This is a genomic window from Streptomyces sp. SUK 48, assembly GCF_009650765.1.
In the GTDB taxonomy this organism is placed as follows: Bacteria; Actinomycetota; Actinomycetes; order Streptomycetales; family Streptomycetaceae; genus Streptomyces.
Genome location: NZ_CP045740.1, coordinates 5304700 through 5326553, shown reverse-complemented (window position 1 = coordinate 5326553; position 21854 = coordinate 5304700). Strand labels below are relative to the sequence as shown.

Genomic DNA, 21854 nt, shown 5'->3' with positions numbered 1-21854 from the left:
GAGGTGAGGGGGTTCCGGGGGCCGCGCGCGCCGGGGAGGGCTCAGACCTCCTGGGTGTCCTCGGGGACGGACACCAGCCAGCGGGTCTCCTGGCGGGGGCGGAGGTAGAGCGCCCAGTAGAGGGTCGCGACGAGGGTGATGCCGCCGGTCCAGATCAGGTACGAGACCTCCTGCTCGACCAGGATGTAGAGCAGGACGGCGATCAGCAGGACCGGCATGGCGGGCCACAGCGGCATCCGCCAGGCCCTGCGGGTGCCGTGGTGGCCGCGGCGGGCGAGCAGGGCGGCGACGGCCACCAGCAGGTAGAGGGCGGTGACGGCGACGCCGGTCACGCCGTAGAGCGTGTCCAGGTTGACGAAGCAGAGGAAGGCGCCGGGGACGCCCACGACCAGGGTGGCGACCCAGGGGGAGCCGAAGCGGCCGAGCTTGGACAGGGCGTTGTTGACCGGCGAGGGCCATGCCTTGTCGCGGGCGGAGGCGAACAGGACGCGGGAGTTCTGGATGACCATCACGATGCCCGCGTTGATGATCGCGAGGGCGACGCAGAGGCTGACGAAGGTGCCGACGGCCGAGTTGCTCCAGGCGATGACCATGCTGGAGATGTTGCCGCCGGTCAGGGAGGTGAGGTCACCGGCGCCCAGGGTGATCGCGGTGACCGGGACCAGGATGACCACGCTGGAGATGGCCAGCGTCGCGAGGACGGTGCGGGCGACGTTGCGGCGCGGGTTCTCCAGCTCCTCGGAGAGGTAGACGGCGGTGGAGAAGCCCTGGGTGGCGAAGAGCGCGATGGCGAGCCCCGAGAGGACCATCATGCCCGTCACCGGGTTGACGTGGGCGTGCTCGCCGGCGATCTGGAAGGAGGTGAGGGCGCCCAGGCCGCGGTGGGAGTGGGCGAAGCCCAGGACGGCGACGACGCCGGCCGCGATGACCTCGAGGACCAGGAAGATGCCGGTGATCCAGGCGTTGGCGCGCAGGTCGAGCAGGCCCGCGAGGGTGGCCGCGATCATCACGCCGGCGCCCGTCCAGGACGGGTCGAGGTGGACGAGCGGGGCGAGGTAGTCGGCGGTGCCCATCGCGATGACCGGGGGGACGATCATCACGACGAGGAGCGACATCACGAAGGCCAGCCAGCCGGAGAGCCGGCCCGCCAGGGTGGAGACCATGGCGTACTCGCCGCCCGCGCTGGGGATCAGGGTGCCCAGCTCGGAGTAGCAGAAGGCGACCGGGATACAGAGCAGCGCGCCGATGGCGAGGCAGAGCGCGGTCGCGGTGCCCAGGCTGGAGAAGAGGTCCGGCACGATCACGAAGAGCGTGGAGGCCGGTGTGACGCACGAGAGGGTCAGGAGGGTGCCGCCGACCACGCCGATGGAGCGCTTGAGCTTCTGAGGGCTGTCCGTGGCCTCGGGGAGGCTCGTCTCGACAGGGCGGAGCGTGTCGGTCATGCGGCGGAATCCGATCGACTCGTGTCGTGCGTGAGGGTGAGGGGTCGGGAGCGCTATCAGCCTCCGGCGGATCGTCGTCGTACGGTCGTCTTCGTCCGCTCCCGGCGCCCATAGAGAACCCCGACGAAAACCGCCACGTCAATGGGTGTTTACCTTCGGAATCCGCACCGAGGACACGCACCGCTGTGGATCAGATTCGCAGGCAACAAGGGCCTACAGGTGCATCCATCAAGCCTGTATGTGTTCTGACCTTGCTTTCGAAGGTCATCTCCCGGCAACCCCTTCGTCACCCGTTTCCTCCACATGAACGGGAACCGCAGCCGACGTTTCAAAAAAATGTCAGGCCGTCCGGTATCCGGACGGCCTGACGGAGGGAGAGCGGCGGGGTTACCTCACGCTCAGTGGTTGCGCGGGAACCCGAGGTCCACGCCGGCGGGGGCGTCGGCCGGGTCGGGCCAGCGGGTGGTGACGACCTTGCCGCGGGTGTAGAAGTGCGTGCCGTCGTTGCCGTAGATGTGGTGGTCGCCGAAGAGCGAGTCCTTCCAGCCACCGAAGGAGTGATAGCCCACCGGCACCGGGATCGGCACGTTGACGCCGACCATGCCGGCCTCGATCTCCATCTGGAAGCGGCGGGCGGCGCCGCCGTCCCGGGTGAAGATCGCGGTGCCGTTGCCGAACGGCGAGGCGTTCATGAGGGCCACGCCCTCCTCGTAGGTGTCCACGCGCAGCACGCACAGCACCGGGCCGAAGATCTCGTCCCGGTACGCCTTGGCGGTCGTCGGCACCTTGTCCAGCAGCGAGATGCCGATCCAGTGGCCGTTCTCGTACCCCTCGACCGTGTAGCCGGTGCCGTCCAGGACCACCTCGGCGCCCTCGGCGGCCGCGCCGGTGACGTAGGAGGCCACCTTGTCGCGGTGGACGGCGGTGATCAGCGGGCCCATCTCGGAGGCCGGGTCGTCGCCCGGACCGATCTTGATCTTCTCGGCGCGCTCGCGGATCTTCGCCACCAGCTCGTCGCCGATGGCGCCGACCGCGACGACCGCCGAGATCGCCATGCAGCGCTCGCCGGCCGAGCCGTAGGCCGCGGAGACGGCCGCGTCGGCCGCCGCGTCCAGGTCGGCGTCCGGCAGCACCAGCATGTGGTTCTTGGCACCGCCCAGGGCCTGCACGCGCTTGCCGTTGGCGGAGGCGGTGGTGTGGATGTAGCGGGCGATCGGGGTGGAGCCGACGAAGGAGACGGCCTTCACGTCCGGGTGCTCCAGGAGCCGGTCCACGGCCACCTTGTCGCCGTGCACCACGTTGAACACGCCGTCCGGGAGCCCGGCCTCGGCCAGCAGCTCGGCGATGCGCAGGGAGGCGGACGGGTCCTTCTCGCTCGGCTTGAGCACGAAGGTGTTGCCGGTCGCGATGGCCATCGGGAACATCCACATCGGGACCATCGCCGGGAAGTTGAACGGCGTGATGCCCGCGACCACGCCGAGCGGCTGGCGGATCGAGGCCACGTCCACGCGGCTCGCGACCTGCGTGGACAGCTCGCCCTTGAGCTGCACGTTGATGCCGCAGGCCAGGTCCACGATCTCCAGGCCGCGGGCGACCTCGCCGAGCGCGTCGGAGTGCACCTTGCCGTGCTCGGCGGTGATCAGCTCCGCGATCTCGTCGCGGTGCGCGTCCAGCAGCGCCCGGAACCTGAAGAGGATCGTGGTGCGCTGCGCGAGCGAGGACTGGCCCCAGGTCGCGAAGGCGTCCTTGGCGGCGGCGACCGCGGCGTCCACCTCCTCGACGGAGGCGAACGCGACCTTGGTGGTGACCGCGCCGGTCGCCGGGTCGGTGACCGGCCCGTACGTGCCCGACGCGCCTTCGACGGTCTTCCCGCCGATCCAGTGGTTGACGATCTTCGTCATGCCCAGAGACTCCTTGTTCACAGATGGCGGCGTCGGGTCGAGACGTGCCGTTCGTACTGCTCACGTGCCGTGACCGCGGGTGTTCGGGTCGCGCTCGCGGCCACGGGAACATCCCACCAGGACTGCGCCCCGGGCGCGCCCGACACAGTGTCGGACGTTTTGGTCTCGACGTAGACACATGTGGGAGTGTCGGCGGCCCGCGCCTCGGCGAGCGCCGCGCGCAGTTCCCGCACGTTCCCCGCCCGCAGGACCCGCATCCCCAGGCTGGCCGCGTTGGCCGCGAGATCGACGGGCAGCGGGGCGCCCGTGTAGGTGCCCTCCTCCGTCCTGAACCGGTACGCGGTGCCGAACCGCTCGCCGCCCACCGTCTCCGAGAGCCCTCCGATGGACGCGTACCCGTGGTTCTGCACCAGCAGCACCTTGATCGCGACGCCCTCCTGCACGGCGGTCACGATCTCGGTCGGCATCATCAGATACGTGCCGTCCCCGACCAGCGCCCAGACGTTCCGCTCGGGCGCCGCCAGCTTCACGCCGAGCGCGGCCGGCATCTCGTAGCCCATGCAGGAGTAGCCGTACTCCAGGTGGTACTGGTCGCGCGAGCGCGCCCGCCACAGCTGGTGCAGATCACCGGGGAGCGAACCGGCCGCGTTGATCACGATGTCCGACTCGTCCACCAGGGCGTCGAGCGCGCCGAGGACCTGGTGCTGGGTCGGCCGCGCCTCGGGGTCGGGGCTCGCGAAGCAGGCGTCGACGCGCCGCTCCCAGCGCTCCTTGGCCGCCGTGTACGCGTCCGCGTACGCGCCGTCCGTCGTGTAGGACGCCAGCGCCCCGGTCAGCGCCTCCAGGCCGGTGCGGGCGTCCGCGACCAGGGGCAGCGCGGCCAGCTTGTGGGCGTCGTGGGGCGCGATGTTGAGGTGCAGGAAGCGGACGTCCGGGTGCTGGAAGAGGGTGCCGGAGGCGGTGGTGAAGTCGGTGAAGCGGGTGCCGACGCCGATCACCAGGTCCGCGGTGCGCGCCAGGTCGTCGGCGGTCGCGGTGCCGGTGTGGCCGATCCCGCCGACGTCCCGCGGATGGTCGTACCGCAGCGCGCCCTTGCCCGCCTGGGTGGAGGCGACGGGGATGCCGGTCGCCTCGGCGAACGCGGCGAGGGCCGCCTCGGCGCGGCTGTGGCGGACCCCGCCGCCCGCGACGAGCAGGGGCCGGCGGGCGGCCCGGACGGCCGCCGCCGCGCGGGCCAGTTCGGCGGGGTCGGGCCCCGGGCGGCGTACGGTCCACACCCGCTCGGCGAAGAACTCCTCGGGCCAGTCGTACGCCTCCGCCTGCACGTCCTGCGGCAGGGCGAGGGTGACGGCGCCGGTGTCCACGGGGTCGGTGAGCACCCGCATGGCCGCGAGCGCGCTCGGGATCAGCTGTTCGGGGCGGGTGATCCGGTCGAAGTAGCGGGAGACCGGGCGCAGGGTGTCGTTGACCGAGACGTCGCCCGCGTACGGCACCTCCAGCTGCTGGAGGACCGGGTCGGCGGGGCGGGTGGCGAAGACGTCGCCGGGGAGCAGCAGGACGGGCAGGTGGTTGACGGTGGCGAGGGCGGCACCGGTGACGAGGTTGGTGGCGCCGGGGCCGATGGAGGTCGTCACCGCGTGGGTGGCGAGGCGGCCGCACTGGCGGGCGTAGCCGACGGCCGCGTGCACCATGGACTGCTCGTTGCGGCCCTGGTGGTACGGCATCACGCCCGCGTACTCGACCAGTGCCTGCCCGATGCCCGCGACGTTTCCGTGGCCGAAGATGCCCCAGGTGGCGCCGATCAGCCGGCGCCGCTCGCCGTCGCGTTCGGTGTGCTGGGCGGTGAGGAAGCGGACGAGCGCCTGGGCGACGGTGAGCCGGGTCGTCATCGGTAGCCCCCGGTGGTCTCGGTGTGGTCGGGGTGGAAGCGGATCCGCCACTCCCTGTTCCCGCCGGGTCCCGCCATGACGTTCAGGTAGTACATGGCGTGTCCCGGCTGGGCGATGGAGGGGCCGTGCCAGCCGTCGGGGACGAGGACGGCGTCGCCGGAGCGGACCTCGGCGAGGACGTCGGCGCCGCCGGGGCGGGAGGGGAACACCCGCTGGTAGCCGAGGCCGTTTGGGCCCTCGATCTCGAAGTAGTAGATCTCCTCCAGCTCGCACTCCTCGCCCGGCCGGTGCTCGTCGTGCTTGTGCGGCGGGTACGAGGACCAGTTGCCGCCGGGGGTGAGGACCTCGACGGCGATCAGCCGGTCGCAGTCGAAGGCGTCGGCGGCGGCGAAGTTGCGCACCTGGCGGGCGCAGGTGCCGCTGCCGCGCCGCTCGACGGGGACCTCCGGCGCGGGGCCGTAGCGGGCGGGGAGTCGTCGCTCGCACTTCGCTCCTGCCAGGGCGAAGCGGCCTCCCGCGCCGGAGGCGATCTGGACCCGGGCGTCACGGGGCGCGTACGCGAAGTCCGAGGCCCCCGCGAACACGCTGTCCCGACCCAGGAGTTGGAACTCGCTTTCCTCGATTCGAACGGTACATCCGCCTTCCAGCGGAAGCACGATCCACTCACTGTTCCCGGTGATGAACGTATGGCTACCACCCGGGGTCAACTCGACGATACGCAGGGCGCTGTACGTCCATCCGGCGCGCTCGGGGCGGATGTCGAGGGCGTACTCGGCGCTCGTGGCGGTGCCCCGGGGCAGATACAGGTCGTCGCTGGTCATACGGCCTCTCGCAGCAGTGCGGTGGCGGTGTCCACGGCGGCGGCCACATCGCCGTCCGCCGGGTACAGCAGCGCACGGCCGGCCACCAGGCCGCGCACGGTGGGCAGGTGGAGCGCGGCGCGCCACTTCTCGTGGGCCGTGCGCCGGGCGGCGGGTGCGTCACCTGTGTCACCGCCGAGCAGTACGGCGGGGAGGGTCGAGGCGGCCATGACCCGGGGCATGTCCCGCGGGTCCTCGGTCACCGGCACCTTCAGCCAGGTGTAGGCCGAACTGCCGCCGAGGCCCGAGGCGATGGCGAGGGAGCGGGTGACGGCCTCGGCCGAGAGGTCGTTGACCAGGACGCCCTCGGGGGTGCGGCGGCTGATGAAGGGCTCCACGAAGACCGGGAGCCGGCGTTCGGCCATCGCGTCGACGGCGCGGGCGGCGGACTCCAGGGTGGTCAGGGAGCCGGGGTCGGTGTAGTCGAGGCGCAACAGCAGCTTGCCCGCGTCGAAGCCGAGGCGGGCGATGTCCTCGGGACGGTATCCGGTGAACCGGTCGTCGAGTTCGAAGCGCGCGCCGCGCAGCCCGCCGCGGTTCATCGAGCCCATCACCACCTTGTCCTCCAGGGCCCCGAGCAGCAGCAGGTCGTCCAGGATGTCGGCGGTGGCGAGGACGCCGTCGACGCCGGGCCGCGACAGCGCGAGGCAGAGGCGGCCGAGCAGATCGGCCCGGTCGGCCATGGCGAGTTCGCGGTCGCCGACGCGGAGGGCGCCGCGGGCGGGGTGGTCGGCGGCGACGATCAGCAGCCGGCCGGAGCCGTCCAACAGCGGGCGGCGCCTGCGCCGGGCGGCGGCCTCGGCGATCGCCCCGGGGTCATGGACCCGGATACGGACCAACTCGGCGATGTCGACGGGGAGTCGGGGGACGGGGACACGCACGCCGGACCCGGCGGACCCTGAGCCACCGGCGCGGCCCGCGCCGCCCGCCCGGTCCGGCGCCTCGCCCATGCTCACCGCACGGCTCCCGCGGCGAGTACGGCGGCCACCTCGGCCGGGGTGGGCATCGCGGAGGAGCACTCCAGGCGGGAGGCGACGATGGCGCCGGCCGCGTTGGCGCCCCGCAGGGTGGCCTCCAGGTCCCAGCCGGCCAGCAGTCCGTGGCACAGGGAGCCGCCGAACGCGTCTCCGGCGCCGAGGCCGTTGAGGACGGTGACGGGGAGCGGGGGCACCTCCACCGCCGCTCCGTCCGCGCCGACGGCGAGGACCCCCTTGGGGCCCTGTTTCACCACGGCGAGCCGGACCCCCGCGTCCAGCAACGCCCGTGCGGCGGCGTGCGGTTCGCGGGTGCCGGTGGCGATCTCCACCTCGTCCAGGTTGCCGACGGCGACGGTGGTGTGGCGCAGGGCCTCGGCGTAGAAGGGGCGGGCCGCCTCGGGGTCGCGCCAGAACATCGGCCGCCAGTCGAGGTCGAAGACGGTGAGGCCGGCCCGGTTCCGGTGGGCGAGGGCCGCGAGGGTGGCCGTACGGCTGGGCTCCTCGCTGAGGCCGGTGCCGGTCACCCAGAAGACGCGGGCGGCGGCGATGGCGTCGAGGTTCAGCTCGCCCGCCTCGATCTCCAGGTCGGGGGCCTTGGGCTGCCGGTAGAAGTACAGCGGGAAGTCGTCCGGCGGGAAGATCTCGCAGAAGGTGACGGGGGTGGGGAGCCCGGGCACCGGGGTGACCCAGCGGTCGTCGACGCCGAAGTCGCGCAACGCGTCGTGCAGATAGGCGCCGAAGGGATCGTCGCCGGTCCGGGTGATCACGGCGGTGGTCCGCCCCATCCGCGCCGCCGCCACCGCGACGTTGGCCGCCGAGCCGCCGAGGAACTTGCCGAAGGACGTCACCCGCGCGAGCGGCACCCCGGCCTGGAGCGGATACAGGTCCACCCCGATCCGGCCCATGGTGATCAGGTCGTACCCCATCGGCTCCCCTTCGTCCCGGCTCTCCCGTTCGTCCCGGCTCCCCCGGCTTTCTAGTCCTGCCCGCGGAACACTGTCAATGCTTTGTCCGGACATTCGGACGATGGGGATATCGGGCGCGTTCCCGGGCCGGGGGCCGGTCATGCGCGGGCCCGCGCTCCACTTTGCGTCAGCCGTGTCACAAATACCCCTCTTCTGTCACACATGTCGCGCATACGCGGTCGCTGCGTCACACCCGGTCGACAGGGGCTGACCGTTGGTGACGGTGTGTCGTTGTCCGGGCGCAGGCTTGATGATCGCCAGCGCAGCGCCCGGTTCCCCCGACGGCCGTCCCCGGCCGCCGCCGCGGTGCGCGCGGGGAGGTGCGGCTCATGACCGACCGCCGGCTCTGGTCCTACAAGGAGATCGCGGCGCACATCAAGGTGCAGCCGGACACCGTGCGGTCGTACCGCAAACACGGGCTGCTGCCCCCGCCGGACCATGTGGAGGGCGGCAAGCCCTACTGGTACGCCGACACGGTCCGCGCCTGGGTGGCCTCCCGGCCGAGCAACCGCGGCCGCCGCCCCGAGTGAGCGCCGCGCCCCACGTCCCGCTGACGGAGGAGGGTCACGACCACGGCTCGACGACCGTCACCCCGGCACCCGGCGCCCGCCCCGTCCGGGCGAGGGCCGCCGGGGCCGCGTCGAGCGGGACGACGGAGGTCACCAGGAGGTCCGGGCGCAGCGTGCCGGAGCGGACCAGTTCCAGCATGCCGGGGTAGGCGTGGGCGGCCATGCCGTGGCTGCCCAGGAGTTCCAGTTCCAGGGCGATCGCGCGGGCCATCGGCACCGGGGTCGTGCCGTCGGCCGAGGGCAGCAGGCCGACCTGGACATGCCGGCCGCGGCGGCGCAGGGAGCCGACCGAGGCGGCACAGGTGGCGGGCGAGCCGAGGGCGTCCAGCGAGAGATGGGCACCGCCGCCGGTCACCTCCCGCACCGCGGCGGCCGTATCGGGCACCGTGCTCGCGTCCAGGCAGTGCGCCGCGCCGAACCTCCGCGCCATCTCCAGCGCCCCGGGCGCGATGTCGACGGCGACCACCCGCGCCCCGGCCGCCGCCGCGATCATCACCGCGGACAGGCCGACCCCGCCGCAGCCGTGCACCGCGACCCACTGCCCGGCTGCGGCCCGCCCCTGCCGCACCACGGCGCGGAAGGCGGTGGCGAAGCGGCAGCCGAGGCCCGCGGCGGTGCCGTACGCCATGCCGTCCGGGATCGCCACGAGGTTGACGTCGGCGTGGTCGAGGGCGACGTACTCGGCGAAGGAGCCCCAGTGGCTGAAGCCGGGCTGGGTCTGCCGCTCGCACACCTGCTGGTCGCCCGCCGCGCAGGCCGGGCAGGTGCCGCAGGCGCAGACGAAGGGCACGGTGACCCGGTCGCCGGGCCGCCAGCCGGTCACCCGGGAGCCCACCGCCTCGATGACGCCCGCCAGTTCGTGTCCGGGCACGTGCGGCAGCGCGATGTCCGGGTCGTGCCCCATCCAGCCGTGCCAGTCGCTGCGGCACAGCCCGGTCGCCTCGACCCGCACCACGACCCCGTGCTCCGCGGGCACCGGATCGGGCACCTCCCGCACCTCGGCGGGCCGCCCGAACTCCTCGAACACCACCGCTCTCACCCGGCCCACCCTTTCACGCCGCCGCCTTCGGCCATCACGCGTACGGCGCAGGCGAACGGCGACGGACCGGCACATCTGCCTAAGGTGCGGAGGAATCACCCAGCACCCCATCGCACCCCTCCGCACCCCTCGGCACTCCCCCGCACCACCATCGCCCCCCTTCGCGCACCGCCCGGTGACCCGCCCCAGCCCGACGGGACGACCCACGTGAGCCACCCCCCGCCGCCCGGCACGCCCAAGGCCCGCATCCCCCATCCGCAGCAGCCCCCGCCCCCGTACCCCCGCATCGGCGCGGGCCTGTGGCGGCGCTGCCTGACCGGCGGCCTCGCGGTGTGGCTGCCGGCCACGGGACTGGCCCTGGCCACGCGAAGCTCGGCGGCGCTCGTGGTGCCCGTCCTGCTGGGCGCGTTCCTGGCGCCGGTGGCCTTCGTGCTGTGGGCGTACGAACGGGGCGCCCGCGACCTCGGCGTCAGCGCGGTGCTCGGCTGCTTCCTGGCGGGCGGCGCGCTCGGCGTGCTCGGCGCCTCGCTCGCGGCCGCCTCCGTGCCCCACCCCACCCTGGACCGGTATCTGACCGTCGCCCTGGCCGAGGAGGCGGCCAAGCTGGGGGCGCTGGTGTTCGCGCTGCGCCGGCAGCCGGCCGTCCGCGGCACCAGGGCCGGGCTGGTGCTGGGCGCCGCCGTGGGCGTCGGCTTCGCGGCCCTGGAGAGCACCGGGCACGCCCTGGACGCGGCCCTGTGGGCCCCGGACCCCTGGGGGCAACTGGAGACGGAGCTGGTGCGCGGGCTGCTCGCACCCCTCGGACAGGGCGCCTGGACCGCGGTCGCGGGCGGTGTGCTGCTGGCGCTGCGCCGCCCGGACGGCCGCTTCCGGTACGCCCCGCCGGTGGCCGCCGCCTGCATGGGCGCCGCCCTGCTGCACGCGCTGGCGGACACGGCGCGCGGACTCGCGCCCTGGCTCGTCGTGCGGCTCACCGGCCGGGGCGTGGAGAGCGGGCTGTTCGCGCCGGGGTACCCGCCGCAGCCGAGCGCCGCCCAGCAGCATCTGCTGACCCTGGTCTCCGCCCTCGGACCGGCCCTGGCCGCGCTGGCCGGACTCTGCTGGGCGCTGTCACTCGCCCGCCGCAATCCTCCGTATCCTCCTTGGAGAAATACCCCCTAGGGGTATACTCTGGCGAGGGTGGGGAAACCATCGGGAACAGCACCGGCGAACACCACCGGCCCCACGTGCCACGACGAGGAGAACGACATGAGCGCCCAGACCGACACCCCGGCCTCCGTCACCACCGTCTACCAGGTGACCGGCATGAGCTGCGGGCACTGCGAGGGAGCCGTCTCCGGCGAGATCTCCCAGCTCCCCGGCGTCCTCTCGGTGAAGGCCGTCGCGTCGAGCGGCGAGGTCACCGTCGTCTCCGCGGCCCCGCTGGACGAGGAGACCGTCCGCGCCGCCGTGGACGAGGCCGGCTTCGAGCTGGCCGGCCTGGCCTGAGCACCGCCCTTCCACAGTCCCGACCGGCCGTGCCGACCAGCTGATACTGGCTCCGTGCGGACCGGTCCGATGTCTGGAGTCCGGACATGACCAGCACCACCGCAGAGCAAGAGCAAGCGGACACCGCCATAGCCTCCGCCGCGGCCTCCCCCGGTACGGCACCCTCCGGGGCGCCGTCCGAGGTCGAGCTGCTCATCGGCGGGATGACCTGCGCCTCCTGCGCCGCGCGCGTGGAGAAGAAGCTCAACCGGCTGGACGGCGTCAGCGCCACCGTCAACTTCGCCACCGAGAAGGCGAAGGTCAGCTACGGCGCGGGCGTCGAGGTCGCCGACCTGATCGCCACCGTCGTCAAGACCGGGTACACCGCCGAGGAACCCGCCCCGCCGCGGCCCGAACCCGAGGCCGCGGCCCCGGATGCCGCCGGGCCGGACACCGAACTCGGCGCGCTGCGCCACCGGCTGCTCGTCTCCGCGCTGCTCGCGCTGCCGGTCGTGCTGCTCGCGATGATCCCGCCCCTCCAGTTCGACAACTGGCAGTGGCTCTCCCTCACCCTCGCCGCGCCCGTCGTCGTCTGGGGCGGCGCGCCCTTCCACCGCGCCGCGTGGACCAACGCCCGGCACGGCGCGGCCACCATGGACACCCTGGTCTCGGTCGGCACGCTGGCCGCGTTCGGCTGGTCGCTGTGGGCGCTGTTCCTCGGCCGCGCCGGGATGACCGGCATGCACGACGAGTTCCGGTTCACCGTCTCCCGGATGGACGGCGCCGCCACCATCTACCTGGAGGTCGCCTCCGGTGTCGTCGCGCTGATCCTGCTCGGCCGCTATCTGGAGGCCCGCTCCAAGCGCCGCGCCGGCGCCGCCCTGAAGGCCCTGCTGGAGCTGGGCGCCAAGGACGTGACGGTGCTGCGGTACGAGGAGGGCGAGCGCGAAGCGCTCCCGGCCGAGGGCGGGACCGGGAGGCGGGCGGGCGGCCGTGAGGTACGGGTCCCGGTCTCGGCGCTGGCGGTCGGCGACCGGTTCGTCGTCCGGCCCGGCGAGAAGATCGCCACCGACGGCACCGTGATCGAGGGCGTCTCCGCGGTCGACGCCGCCATGCTGACCGGCGAGTCGGTGCCGGTGGACGTCGGCCCCGGCGACCAGGTCACCGGCGCCACGGTCAACGCGGGCGGGCGGCTCGTCGTGACGGCCACCCGGGTCGGCGCCGACACCCAGCTCGCGCGCATGGCCAGGCTGGTGGAGGACGCGCAGAACGGCAAGGCCGAGGTGCAGCGGCTCGCCGACCGGGTCTCCGCGGTGTTCGTGCCCGTGGTCATCCTGATCGCGCTGGCCACCTTCGGAGTGTGGCTCGGCGTCACCGGGGACGCGGTCTCCGCGTTCACCGCCGCCGTCGCCGTACTGATCATCGCCTGCCCCTGCGCCCTGGGCCTCGCCACGCCGACCGCGCTGATGGTCGGCACCGGGCGCGGCGCCCAGCTCGGCATCCTGATCAAGGGTCCCGAGGTCCTGGAGTCCACGCGCCGCGTCGACACCGTCGTCCTGGACAAGACCGGCACCGTCACCACGGGCCGGATGACCCTCCAGACGGTGTACGCCGCCGACGGCGAGGACGAGAAGGAGCTGCTGCGCCTCGCGGGCGCCCTGGAGCACGCCTCCGAGCACCCGGTGGCCCGCGCCATCGCGGCCGGCGCCGAGGAGCGCGCCGGCACCCTCCCCGCGGTGGAGCACTTCGAGAACGTTCCCGGGCGGGGCGTGCGCGGGCGCGTGGACGGTCGTGAGGTGGCCGTGGGGCGCCTGTACGACGACGTTCCCGAGGACCTGGCCCGCGCGGCCGCCGAGGCCGAGCGGGAGGGCCGTACGGCCGTCCTGGCGGGCTGGGACGGCCGGGCCCGCGGGGTCCTCGCGGTCGCCGACGCGGTCAAGGAGACCAGCGCCGAGGCGATCCGCGCACTGCGCGCCCTCGGACTGACGCCGGTGCTGCTCACCGGGGACAACCGGACGGTCGCCGAGTCGGTCGCCCGGGCCGTCGGTATCGACGCGGCCCACGTGTACGCCGAGGTGCTGCCCGAGGACAAGGTGGACGTCGTACGGCGCCTCCAGGCCGAGGGCCGGGCGGTGGCCATGGTCGGCGACGGGGTCAACGACGCGGCCGCCCTCGCCACCGCCGACCTGGGCCTCGCGATGGGCACCGGCACGGACGCGGCGATCGAGGCGGGCGATCTGACGCTGGTCCGCGGTGACCTGCGGACGGCCGCCGACGCGATCCGGCTGTCCCGGCGGACGCTGGCCACGATCAAGGGCAACCTCGTCTGGGCGTTCGGCTACAACGTGGCGGCGCTGCCGCTGGCCGCCGCGGGGCTGCTGAACCCGATGATCGCGGGCGCCGCGATGGCCTTCTCCTCGGTCTTCGTGGTGACCAACAGCCTGCGGTTGCGCCGGTTCCGGTGAGATTCCGCTCGAAGTCGAAACCGGAGTCCCTCTAGAGACCGACGCGCGCCTCACATAAGCTCTTCACAAGGCTCGCGCATCTTCCTTACGCGCAGGCCCCGATCAACAGATCGGGGCTCTTGCGCATCAAAGGGACATATGCAAGAGACGCAGATCACAGTGCTGTGAACGTAACCATCGAAGGGGTTCGAAGGTCTAAGTTGGCGATGTCGGATCGGCGTCTTGGGGGGCGCTGTTCCGACGTCTGGAGATGTCTTGGGGGACGTCTCCGGAGATGCGTTGCCGGGGCATGTACGACCGGGAAGCTTTGAGCGGCCCTCCCGGCGTACTTGTCCCGGCAGACCGCAATCAGACAGCGATTCAGGCGCTGTCCTCCTTGAGCGCCCGGCCCGGATCCCGTGGGGGGAATCCGCACCGGGACATGGGAAGGCGCCCTGGTCGTCGGCCCGTGGGGGGACCGGCGTCTCAGGGCGCCTTCTTCTTTGCCTGTGTCCCAGGCGGTGCCGTCAGGCTCAGCGGGCCTCGACCGGCACGAAGTCGCGCTCGACCACGCCCGTGTAGATCTGGCGCGGGCGGCCGATGCGGGACCCGGGCTCCTTGATCATCTCGGTCCACTGGGCGATCCAGCCCGGGAGGCGGCCGAGGGAGAACAGCACGGTGAACATCTCGGCCGGGAAGCCCATGGCCCGGTAGATGAGACCGGTGTAGAAGTCCACGTTCGGGTAGAGGCTGCGCGAGACGAAGTAGTCGTCGGAGAGCGCGTGCTCCTCCAGCTTGAGCGCGATGTCCAGCAGCTCGTCGGACTTGCCGAGGGCCGAGAGGACGTCGTGCGCGGCGGCCTTGATGATCTTGGCGCGCGGGTCGAAGTTCTTGTAGACCCGGTGGCCGAAGCCCATCAGGCGGACGCCGTCCTCCTTGTTCTTCACCTTGCGGATGAAGGTGTCGACGTCGGAGCCCGAGTCGCGGATGCCTTCCAGCATCTCCAGGACGGACTGGTTGGCGCCGCCGTGCAGCGGGCCCCACAGCGCGTTGATGCCGGCCGAGATCGACGCGAACATGTTGGCCTGCGAGGAGCCGACGAGGCGGACCGTGGAGGTCGAACAGTTCTGCTCGTGGTCGGCGTGCAGGATCAGCAGCTTGTCCAGCGCGGAGACGACGACCGGGTCCAGCTCGTACTCGTCGGCGGGGACCGAGAAGGTCATGCGCAGGAAGTTCTCGACGTAGCCGAGGTCGTTGCGCGGGTAGACGAACGGGTGGCCGATCGACTTCTTGTACGCGTACGCCGCGATCGTCGGGAGCTTGGCGAGCAGCCGGATCGTGGAGAGGTTGCGCTGCTTCTCGTCGAACGGGTTGTGGCTGTCCTGGTAGAAGGTGGACAGCGCCGAGACGACCGAGGACAGCATGGCCATCGGGTGGGCGTCGCGCGGGAAGCCCTTGTAGAAGTTCTTGACGTCCTCGTGCAGCAGCGTGTGCCGCGTGATCTCGCCCTTGAACGTCGTCAGCTCGTCGACGGTGGGCAGCTCACCGTTGATCAGCAGGTAGGCCACCTCCAGGAAGGTGGAGCGCTCGGCCAGCTGCTCGATGGGGTAGCCGCGGTAGCGGAGGATGCCCGCCTCGCCGTCGAGGTAGGTGACCGCGGATTTATAGGCGGCCGTGTTGCCGTACCCGCTGTCGAGGGTCACCAGCCCGGTCTGGGCGCGCAGCTTCCCGATGTCGAAGCCCTTGTCGCCGACGGTGCTGTCGACCACCGGGTAGGTGTACTCGCCGTCGCCGTACCGCAGTACTACAGAGTTGTCGCTCACGTCTTCCCTCACCGACGTAGTGCCTCATCTTCGAGGTGCCCTGACTGTCTCTACCATCCCCCATTTGGCTCAGGAGAGTGCACTCGGGGTCGACCATTGGGCCTATTGACGGCACTCAGTGCCGCCAACCTGCTCATCCTGCCCCCTCGGAGGGGCATCTGGAAGTGCTCTGTGACCTTCACGACTCATTTGATCGATCATTTTTCCCGGCGAGCCTGAAGTCCAGGGCCGTACACCGCCGTCCGGCCGACACCGTGCGTACGGCCTGGCCGATCGCCCGGCGCGACCCGACCAGCACGACCAGCCTCTTGGCCCGGGTGACGGCCGTGTAGAGCAGGTTCCGTTGCAGCATCATCCATGCTCCCGTGGTGACGGGAATCACCACGGCGGGATATTCACTTCCCTGTGAACGGTGGATGGTCACCGCGTACGCGTGCGCGAGTTCGTCCAGTTCGTCGTATTCATACGGAACCTCCTCGTCCTCGTCCGTCAGCACCGTGAGCCGCTGTTCGACGGGATCGAGCGCGGTGACGACGCCCACGGTGCCGTTGAAGACCCCGTTCTTCCCCTTCTCGTAATTGTTGCGAATCTGGGTCACCTTGTCGCCGACCCGGAAGACCCGGCCGCCGAACCGCTTCTCCGGTACGTCGGGCCGGGCGGGCGTGATGGCCTGCTGGAGCAGACCGTTGAGCGCCCCCGCGCCGGCCGGGCCCCGGTGCATCGGCGCGAGCACCTGCACATCGCGCCGCGGATCGAGCCCGAACCGGGCGGGGAGGCGCCGCGCCGCCACGTCCACGGTGAGCCGCCCGGCCTCCTCCGTGTCGTCCTCCACGAAGAGGAAGAAGTCCTTGAGCCCGTCGGTGAGGGGGTGCCGACCGGCGTTGATCCGGTGCGCGTTGGTGACGACGCCGGACTGCTGGGCCTGGCGGAAGACACGGGTCAGGCGGACGGCGGGGATCGGGCCGCCGGGCGCGAGGAGGTCGCGCAGGACCTCTCCGGCGCCGACGCTGGGCAGCTGGTCGACGTCCCCGACGAAGAGCAGATGCGCTCCGGGCGGTACGGCCTTCACCAGCTTGTTGGCGAGGAGGAGGTCCAGCATGGACGCCTCGTCCACGACGACGAGGTCGGCGTCGAGGGGCCGTTCCCGGTCGTAGGCGGCGTCTCCGCCGGGCTTCAGCTCCAGCAGCCGGTGCACGGTGGAGGCGTCGGCCCCGGTCAGCTCGGCCAGCCGTTTGGCGGCGCGGCCGGTCGGGGCGGCGAGCACCACCTTGGCCCGCCGGGCGCGGGCCAGCTCCACGACCGAGCGGACGGTGAAGGACTTGCCGCAGCCGGGGCCGCCGGTGAGCACGGCGACCTTCCGCGTGAGCGCGAGCCGGACGGCGGCCTCCTGCTCGGGCGCGAGGTCGGTGCCGGTGCGCCGGTGGAGCCAGCCGAGGGCCTTGCCCCAGTCGACGTCCTGGAAGCCGGGCATGCGGTCCTCGTCGGTGCGCAGCAGGCGCAGGAGCTGGGCGGAGAGGGAGAGTTCGGCGCGGTGGAAGGGGACGAGGTAGACGGCGGTGACGGGTTCGCCGCCGTCGGGCCCGGGCACCTTCTCCCGTACGACGCCCGGCTCTTCACCGTCGTCCCCCTCCCGCGCGAGTTCGCCGAGGCACTCGATGACGAGGCCGGTGTCGACCTGGAGGAGTTTGACCGCGTCGGCGATGAGGCGTTCCTCGGGCAGGTAGCAGTTGCCCTGGTCGGCGGACTGGGAGAGGGCGTACTGGAGGCCGGCCTTGACGCGCTCGGGGCTGTCGTGGGGGATGCCGACGGACTGGGCGATCTTGTCGGCGGTGAGGAACCCGATGCCCCAGACATCGGCGGCGAGCCGGTACGGGTTCTTCTTGACGACGTCGATCGACCGGTCGCCGTACTTCTTGTAGATCCGCACGGCGATGGAGGTGGAGACCTCGACGGTCTGGAGGAAGAGCATGACCTCCTTGATCGCCTTCTGCTCCTCCCAGGCCGCGGCGATCTTCTTGGTCCGCTTGGGCCCGAGTCCCGGCACCTCGATCAGCCGCCCGGGCTCCTCCTCGATGACGCGGAGGGTGTCGACGCCGAAGTGCCGGGTGATCCGGTCGGCGAAGACGGGCCCGATCCCTTTGACGAGCCCGGAGCCGAGGTAGCGCCGCATGCCCTGGACGGTGGCCGGGAGGACGGTCGAGTAGTTCTCGACCTGGAACTGCCGGCCGTGCTGGGGATGGCTCCCCCACCGCCCCTCCATCCGCAGGGACTCCCCGACCTGGGCCCCGAGCAACGCCCCGACGACGGTGAGCAGTTCCCCGCCGCCCCTCCCGGTGTCCACCCGGGCCACGGTGTACCCGTTCTCCTCATTGGCGTACGTGATCCTCTCCAGCACCCCTTCGAGCACGGCCATCCGCCGCTCACCGGTGTGCGTCCCCGCCTCTTGCGCCATGGGACGACGGTAGCGGTGGGGGTGACAGGGGGCGGTGACGGGGGTGGGGGCGGTGGGATGGGGGCGATGGTCCGCCGGTCATATTCCTGAGGCATATGCAACCTCTTGCGGCTCGGCTCGTTGGTCACGTCGTACGACAGGAGGGAGTGCCGATGGTCGGCTCGCCGCACGAGGCGTTGCACCGGATCTTCCAGAAGGATCCGACGTTGTTGACACAGGCGTTGCAGCGAGTGCTGCACGTGCCGTTTCCCGAGCCGCGGGAGATCGCGGCCATGAACGTGGACCTCACCGAGCTCGAACCGATCGAGCGGCGGGTGGACACGCTGATGCGGGCGGAGACGGACGAGGGCACGTACCTGCTGGTGGTGGAGTCGCAGGGAAAGGTGGACGACCGGAAACGGGGCAGTTGGCCGTACTACTTGTCCTACCTCTACGAGAAGTACCGCTGCGAGCCGGTGCTGATCGTGATCACCCAGAGCAGTACGACCGCCAGGTGGGCCTCACGGCCGATCCGGTTCGGCTTCCGGGGCTGGCACTCGATGACGGTGCGTCCGCTGGTGCTGGGGCCGGACAACGTGCCGGTGATCACCGATGAGCGGTGGGCCGAACGGGACCTGCCCCTCGCGGTGCTCTCGGCCATGACACACGGACGTGGGCCACAGTCTCCGGCCATACTGGAATCCCTGGCATGCGCCCTGCGGACCACCGACGCCGACACCGCCGCGGCCTTCGCGCAGTTTGTCGACTCCTGCCTGACCGACGCCCAAGCGAAGCAGATGTGGAGGGACTTGATGGAGACCGTCCAGTACTTCTGGCGCCACCCGCTGGCCGAACAGGTGCGTGAGGAGGGGCGCGAGGAGGGCCGTGAGGAGGGGCGCATCGAAACCAGCCGGGCGATGCTCCTCCGCCTCCTCGAGTGGCGCCGCGTCCCCGTTCCCGCCGTGGTCCGCGAGCGCATCCAGGCGTGCACCGACCTCGGTCGGCTGGAGGCATGGGCCGAGCGGGCCGTGCGCGCGGCGAACGCCGACGAGCTGTTCACCGACGAGTGAACCGGCGTCCGGGCTCACGCTCCTAGTCGGGCGGCGGCCTCGGTGAGGCGGGATTCCAGGCCCTCCAGGACGTGCAGGACGTCGGCCTGTTCGGCCGGGGAGAGGGTGCCCAGGGTGGCGTCCTCCAGTCGGCGCCAGAGGGATTCGACCTGCTCGCGCAGCGCCTGGCTCGCGGTGGTGGCCTCGATCAGGTAGGCCCGTTTGTCGTCCGCGCAGGGGTAGCGGCGCACGAAGCCGGCCTGTTCCAGGCGGCGGACCGTGCGGGCCATGGTCGCCGCGTCCGAGTCGAGCAGGCGTACGAGGTCGGCCTGCCGCTGCGGGCCGAGTTCCCACAGCTGCATCATGACCAGCTCCTGGCCGGGGTGGAGCCCCACGCGGCGCAGCAGCTGCCCGGCGATCATGCGGTGCGTACGGGCCACACGGAAGATCGCGTGGCTGACCGGGCCGCCCGTCGCGGCCGAGGGCACCGCCACCGCCACGTCCGCCGGGGACGTGGTGCCTTCCTCGCCCGCGCCCCTCGCTGCGGATGCCTTCATCGTCCCTAGCTCCTCTCGGCCGGCCACCAGATCCTGCTCGGACAGGATAACGCGGCCGAGCCCCGACCCTCCGCCCCCGTGGCCGCCGTCACGCCTGGTTGCGAAATATCTGCGGGCAGTTTTACTGTTCGAACAGGTAAATCGCCGAACCACCTCCTGAAGGGCTTGACCATGACCACTGCTTTCGACCCGATCGACCTGGGCGGCAAGCGCCTCGCCAACCGCATCGTCATGGCGCCGATGACCCGCAGCCGCGCCTACGGACCCGGCGCGAGCGCGACCGAGGCGATGGCGACGTACTACGCGCAGCGCGCCGGTGCCGGCCTGATCGTCACCGAGGGCGTGCAGCCCTCGGTGGTCGGCCAGGGATACCCGGACACCCCCGGCCTGCACTCCGCGGCGCAGGTCGCGGCCTGGCGGCAGGTCACCGACGCCGTGCACCGCGCGGGCGGCGTGATCTTCGCGCAGCTCATGCACACCGGCCGGATCGGGCACCCCGCGCTGCTGCCCGACGGGCTCGTCCCCGTCGGCCCCTCGCCCGTCGCCGCGGCCGGACAGGTGTTCACCCACGAGGGGATGAAGGACTTCGTCGTCCCGGCCGAGCTGACCGAGGCCGAGATCGAAGGGACCATCGACGACTTCGCCCGGGCGGCCCGCAACGCCGTCGAGGCCGGTTTCGACGGGGTCGAACTGCACGGCGCCAACGGCTACTTGCCGCACCAGTTCCTCTCCACCAACGCCAACCTGCGCACCGACGACTGGGGCGGCTCGGTGGCGGGCAGGATCCGCTTCACCGTCGAGCTCGCCCGCGCGGTCACCGACGCCATCGGCGCGCACCGGGTGGGCCTGCGGATCTCCCCCGCCGTCCCGTTCAACGACATCGCCGAGGACGGCCACCGCGACACCTACCGCGCCCTCGTCACCGCGCTCGAACCGCTCGGCCTCGCCTACCTGCACGTCCTGGAGGGCCCGGACCGTGACCTGACCCTGGAGCTGCGGAAGCTGTTCGGCGGCGTCCTCGTCCTCAACCCCCAGACCGGGGGCACCCCGACCGGTCCCGGCGAGCTGGCGCTGATCGAGGACGGCACCGCCGATGTCCTCAGCTTCGGCGGCCTGTTCCTCGCCAACCCCGACCTGCCCGCCCGGCTGGCCGCCGGCGGCCCGTTCAACGAGCCCGACCGCGCCACCTTCTACGGCGGCGACGAGCACGGCTACACCGATTACCCGACCCTCGCCGGCTGACCACGCAGACCGGGCGGGGCGGCGCGCCGGGTCCGGCCGCATCCCTTCCGGCCGGCCGCCGTATCGCTTCCGGCGCCGGGTGCCTTCTGGCCGCATACCTTCCGGCAGGGCGCCGTCCGGACCCCCGGCCCCGGATCACCTCGGCCCACCCGGATCACCCGGTGTCCCGCACGCCCCCGCCCCCGCCCCGCCGTCACTCTGGTGACACGGACCCTCGTACCCCCCACCCCTCTTCCCACCGACGCCACTCCCCTCCCTCCCCCTCCCCCTGGAGCCCCCGATGTCCCGCACCATCACCTACACGCGCTTCGGCGACCCCGACGTACTGACCCTCTCCGAGACCGACGCGCCCGAGCCGGGTCCGGGCCAGGTGCGGATCAAGGTCCGGGCGGCCGCGGTCAACCCGATCGACCTGAAGATCCGCTCCGGCGCGATGGCCAAGGCGTTCCCCGCCGAGTTCCCGGTGCGGCCGGGCCTCGACGTGGCCGGCGTCGTCGACAAGGCGGGCGAGGGCGCCACCGCGCGGGTCGGCGACGAGGTCCTCGGCGCCACCCCGAACGGCGGCTACAGCGAGTACGCGCTGCTGGAGCGGCCCGTTCCCAAGCCGGCAGAGCTCTCCTTCGAGACCGCCGCGGCGCTGGTGACGGTGGGCGAGACCGCCTACCGCGCGCTGCATCAGCTGGACCCCCGGGCGGGCGAGACCCTGCTGGTCCACGGCGCGGGCGGCAGCGTCGGCATCCTCGCCGTCCAGCTCGCCACGGTCCGGGGCATCACCGTCATCGCCACCGCCGGTGAGCACGACATCGACGGGCTCACCGCACTCGGCGCCACCGCCGTGCCGTACGGGGAGGGCTGGGCGGAGCGGGTGCGGGCCGCCGCGCCCGGGGGTGTGGACCGGGTCCTCGACTGCTCCGGCGCGGGCGTACTCGCCGACTCGGTCGCGCTGACCGGGGACGCCGGACGGGTGCTCACCATCGCCGACATGTCCGCCGCGCGGCACGGCGTGCGCTTCAGCGCCGGCGGCCCCGCCGACCGGCTCCCGGGGCCCTGCCGGAACTGGTCGCGGCGGCGGCCGCGGGCCGGCTCGTCCTCCCGGTGGGCGGCACCTACCCGCTGGCGGAGGCCGCCCGCGCCCATGCCGACATCGAGGCCCGCCGCGTCCGGGGCAAGGTCGTCCTCCTGCCCTGACCCGAGGACCG

At 72.3% G+C, this 21854-nt stretch carries 16 protein-coding genes and 1 pseudogene; 7 read left to right on the top strand and 10 right to left on the bottom strand.

From position 1 onward, the window contains the following. Positions 1-41 precede the first annotated feature (41 nt). The 6 genes from GHR20_RS23380 to iolC form a co-directional block, all read right to left on the bottom strand. A complete protein-coding gene (locus tag GHR20_RS23380; RefSeq protein WP_111584527.1) occupies positions 42-1442 on the bottom strand; it encodes an APC family permease in 1401 nt (466 codons plus the stop codon). A 398-nt stretch (positions 1443-1840) separates the two neighbouring features. Then, positions 1841-3343, bottom strand: coding sequence for a CoA-acylating methylmalonate-semialdehyde dehydrogenase (gene mmsA, locus GHR20_RS23375; protein WP_153814290.1), 1503 nt, complete (start codon positions 3341-3343; stop codon positions 1841-1843). 17 nt (positions 3344-3360) lie between these two features. Next, positions 3361-5232, bottom strand: coding sequence for a 3D-(3,5/4)-trihydroxycyclohexane-1,2-dione acylhydrolase (decyclizing) (iolD, locus tag GHR20_RS23370; RefSeq protein ID WP_153814289.1), 1872 nt, complete (start codon positions 5230-5232; stop codon positions 3361-3363). After that, positions 5229-6053, bottom strand: coding sequence for a 5-deoxy-glucuronate isomerase (iolB, locus tag GHR20_RS23365; protein ID WP_153814288.1), 825 nt, complete (start codon positions 6051-6053; stop codon positions 5229-5231). Before iolB ends, iolD begins: the two co-directional genes overlap by 4 nt. Next, positions 6050-7042: a deoxyribose-phosphate aldolase gene (locus tag GHR20_RS23360; protein WP_243878394.1), complete on the bottom strand. Its 993-nt coding sequence runs from the start codon at positions 7040-7042 to the stop codon at positions 6050-6052. Before GHR20_RS23360 ends, iolB begins: the two co-directional genes overlap by 4 nt. 2 nt (positions 7043-7044) lie before the next feature. After that, positions 7045-7995: a 5-dehydro-2-deoxygluconokinase gene (gene iolC, locus GHR20_RS23355; RefSeq protein ID WP_153814287.1), complete on the bottom strand. Its 951-nt coding sequence runs from the start codon at positions 7993-7995 to the stop codon at positions 7045-7047. Between the two features lie 368 nt (positions 7996-8363). Here iolC and GHR20_RS23350 point away from each other — a divergent pair, with 368 nt between their 5' ends. Further along, complete coding sequence (locus GHR20_RS23350; protein ID WP_111584522.1) at positions 8364-8564, top strand: MerR family transcriptional regulator; 201 nt, start codon at positions 8364-8366, stop codon at positions 8562-8564. A gap of 34 nt (positions 8565-8598) precedes the next feature. Here the strand turns inward: GHR20_RS23350 and GHR20_RS23345 are convergent, their stop codons facing one another. Further along, positions 8599-9642: a zinc-dependent alcohol dehydrogenase family protein gene (locus GHR20_RS23345; RefSeq protein ID WP_153814286.1), complete on the bottom strand. Its 1044-nt coding sequence runs from the start codon at positions 9640-9642 to the stop codon at positions 8599-8601. Positions 9643-9849: 207 nt separating this feature from the next. Here GHR20_RS23345 and GHR20_RS23340 point away from each other — a divergent pair, with 207 nt between their 5' ends. From GHR20_RS23340 to GHR20_RS23330, 3 genes are all read left to right on the top strand, one after another. After that, the gene (locus GHR20_RS23340; RefSeq protein ID WP_153814285.1) at positions 9850-10803 is read left to right on the top strand and encodes a PrsW family glutamic-type intramembrane protease; all 954 of its coding nucleotides are present in this window, start codon (positions 9850-9852) and stop codon (positions 10801-10803) included. 87 nt (positions 10804-10890) lie between these two features. Continuing rightward, the gene (locus GHR20_RS23335) at positions 10891-11130 is read left to right on the top strand and encodes a heavy-metal-associated domain-containing protein (protein WP_153814284.1); all 240 of its coding nucleotides are present in this window, start codon (positions 10891-10893) and stop codon (positions 11128-11130) included. 86 nt (positions 11131-11216) lie between these two features. Further along, positions 11217-13574, top strand: coding sequence for a heavy metal translocating P-type ATPase (locus GHR20_RS23330; RefSeq protein ID WP_153814283.1), 2358 nt, complete (start codon positions 11217-11219; stop codon positions 13572-13574). Between the two features lie 512 nt (positions 13575-14086). Here GHR20_RS23330 and GHR20_RS23325 read toward each other — a convergent pair. Together GHR20_RS23325 and GHR20_RS23320 are read right to left on the bottom strand one after the other, a co-directional pair. Beyond that, on the bottom strand, positions 14087-15376 hold the full coding sequence (locus GHR20_RS23325) for a citrate synthase (RefSeq protein WP_037651658.1): 1290 nt from the start codon (positions 15374-15376) through the stop codon (positions 14087-14089). Positions 15377-15554: 178 nt separating this feature from the next. Next, entirely contained in the window at positions 15555-17828 is a 2274-nt protein-coding gene (locus GHR20_RS23320) for an ATP-dependent RecD-like DNA helicase (RefSeq protein WP_153814282.1), read from the bottom strand. Between the two features lie 152 nt (positions 17829-17980). Here GHR20_RS23320 and GHR20_RS23315 point away from each other — a divergent pair, with 152 nt between their 5' ends. Next, positions 17981-18877: a hypothetical protein gene (locus GHR20_RS23315; protein ID WP_153814281.1), complete on the top strand. Its 897-nt coding sequence runs from the start codon at positions 17981-17983 to the stop codon at positions 18875-18877. Between the two features lie 14 nt (positions 18878-18891). Here the strand turns inward: GHR20_RS23315 and GHR20_RS23310 are convergent, their stop codons facing one another. Continuing rightward, positions 18892-19413 (bottom strand): MarR family transcriptional regulator, encoded by a 522-nt coding sequence (locus GHR20_RS23310; RefSeq protein ID WP_148023674.1) that lies wholly within the window; start codon positions 19411-19413, stop codon positions 18892-18894. A gap of 171 nt (positions 19414-19584) precedes the next feature. Between GHR20_RS23310 and GHR20_RS23305 the strand changes: the two genes are divergently transcribed. Both GHR20_RS23305 and GHR20_RS37660 read left to right on the top strand, forming a co-directional pair. Continuing rightward, complete coding sequence (locus tag GHR20_RS23305; protein WP_153814280.1) at positions 19585-20655, top strand: alkene reductase; 1071 nt, start codon at positions 19585-19587, stop codon at positions 20653-20655. 280 nt (positions 20656-20935) lie between these two features. Next, a pseudogene (locus GHR20_RS37660) lies at positions 20936-21843 on the top strand (NADP-dependent oxidoreductase). Positions 21844-21854: the final 11 nt, after the last annotated feature.

What these genes read in the sequence shown, in the direction of transcription:
- GHR20_RS23380 (WP_111584527.1), bottom strand. Translation starts at nt 1,442, where the DNA reads ATGACCGACACGCTCCGCCCTGTCGAGACGAGCCTCCCCGAGGCCACG.
- mmsA (WP_153814290.1), bottom strand. Translation starts at nt 3,343, where the DNA reads ATGACGAAGATCGTCAACCACTGGATCGGCGGGAAGACCGTCGAAGGC.
- iolD (WP_153814289.1), bottom strand. Translation starts at nt 5,232, where the DNA reads ATGACGACCCGGCTCACCGTCGCCCAGGCGCTCGTCCGCTTCCTCACC.
- iolB (WP_153814288.1), bottom strand. Translation starts at nt 6,053, where the DNA reads ATGACCAGCGACGACCTGTATCTGCCCCGGGGCACCGCCACGAGCGCC.
- GHR20_RS23360 (WP_243878394.1), bottom strand. Translation starts at nt 7,042, where the DNA reads ATGGGCGAGGCGCCGGACCGGGCGGGCGGCGCGGGCCGCGCCGGTGGC.
- iolC (WP_153814287.1), bottom strand. Translation starts at nt 7,995, where the DNA reads ATGGGGTACGACCTGATCACCATGGGCCGGATCGGGGTGGACCTGTAT.
- GHR20_RS23350 (WP_111584522.1), top strand. Translation starts at nt 8,364, where the DNA reads ATGACCGACCGCCGGCTCTGGTCCTACAAGGAGATCGCGGCGCACATC.
- GHR20_RS23335 (WP_153814284.1), top strand. Translation starts at nt 10,891, where the DNA reads ATGAGCGCCCAGACCGACACCCCGGCCTCCGTCACCACCGTCTACCAG.
- GHR20_RS23330 (WP_153814283.1), top strand. Translation starts at nt 11,217, where the DNA reads ATGACCAGCACCACCGCAGAGCAAGAGCAAGCGGACACCGCCATAGCC.
- GHR20_RS23320 (WP_153814282.1), bottom strand. Translation starts at nt 17,828, where the DNA reads ATGGCGCAAGAGGCGGGGACGCACACCGGTGAGCGGCGGATGGCCGTG.
- GHR20_RS23315 (WP_153814281.1), top strand. Translation starts at nt 17,981, where the DNA reads ATGGTCGGCTCGCCGCACGAGGCGTTGCACCGGATCTTCCAGAAGGAT.
- GHR20_RS23310 (WP_148023674.1), bottom strand. Translation starts at nt 19,413, where the DNA reads ATGAAGGCATCCGCAGCGAGGGGCGCGGGCGAGGAAGGCACCACGTCC.
- GHR20_RS23305 (WP_153814280.1), top strand. Translation starts at nt 19,585, where the DNA reads ATGACCACTGCTTTCGACCCGATCGACCTGGGCGGCAAGCGCCTCGCC.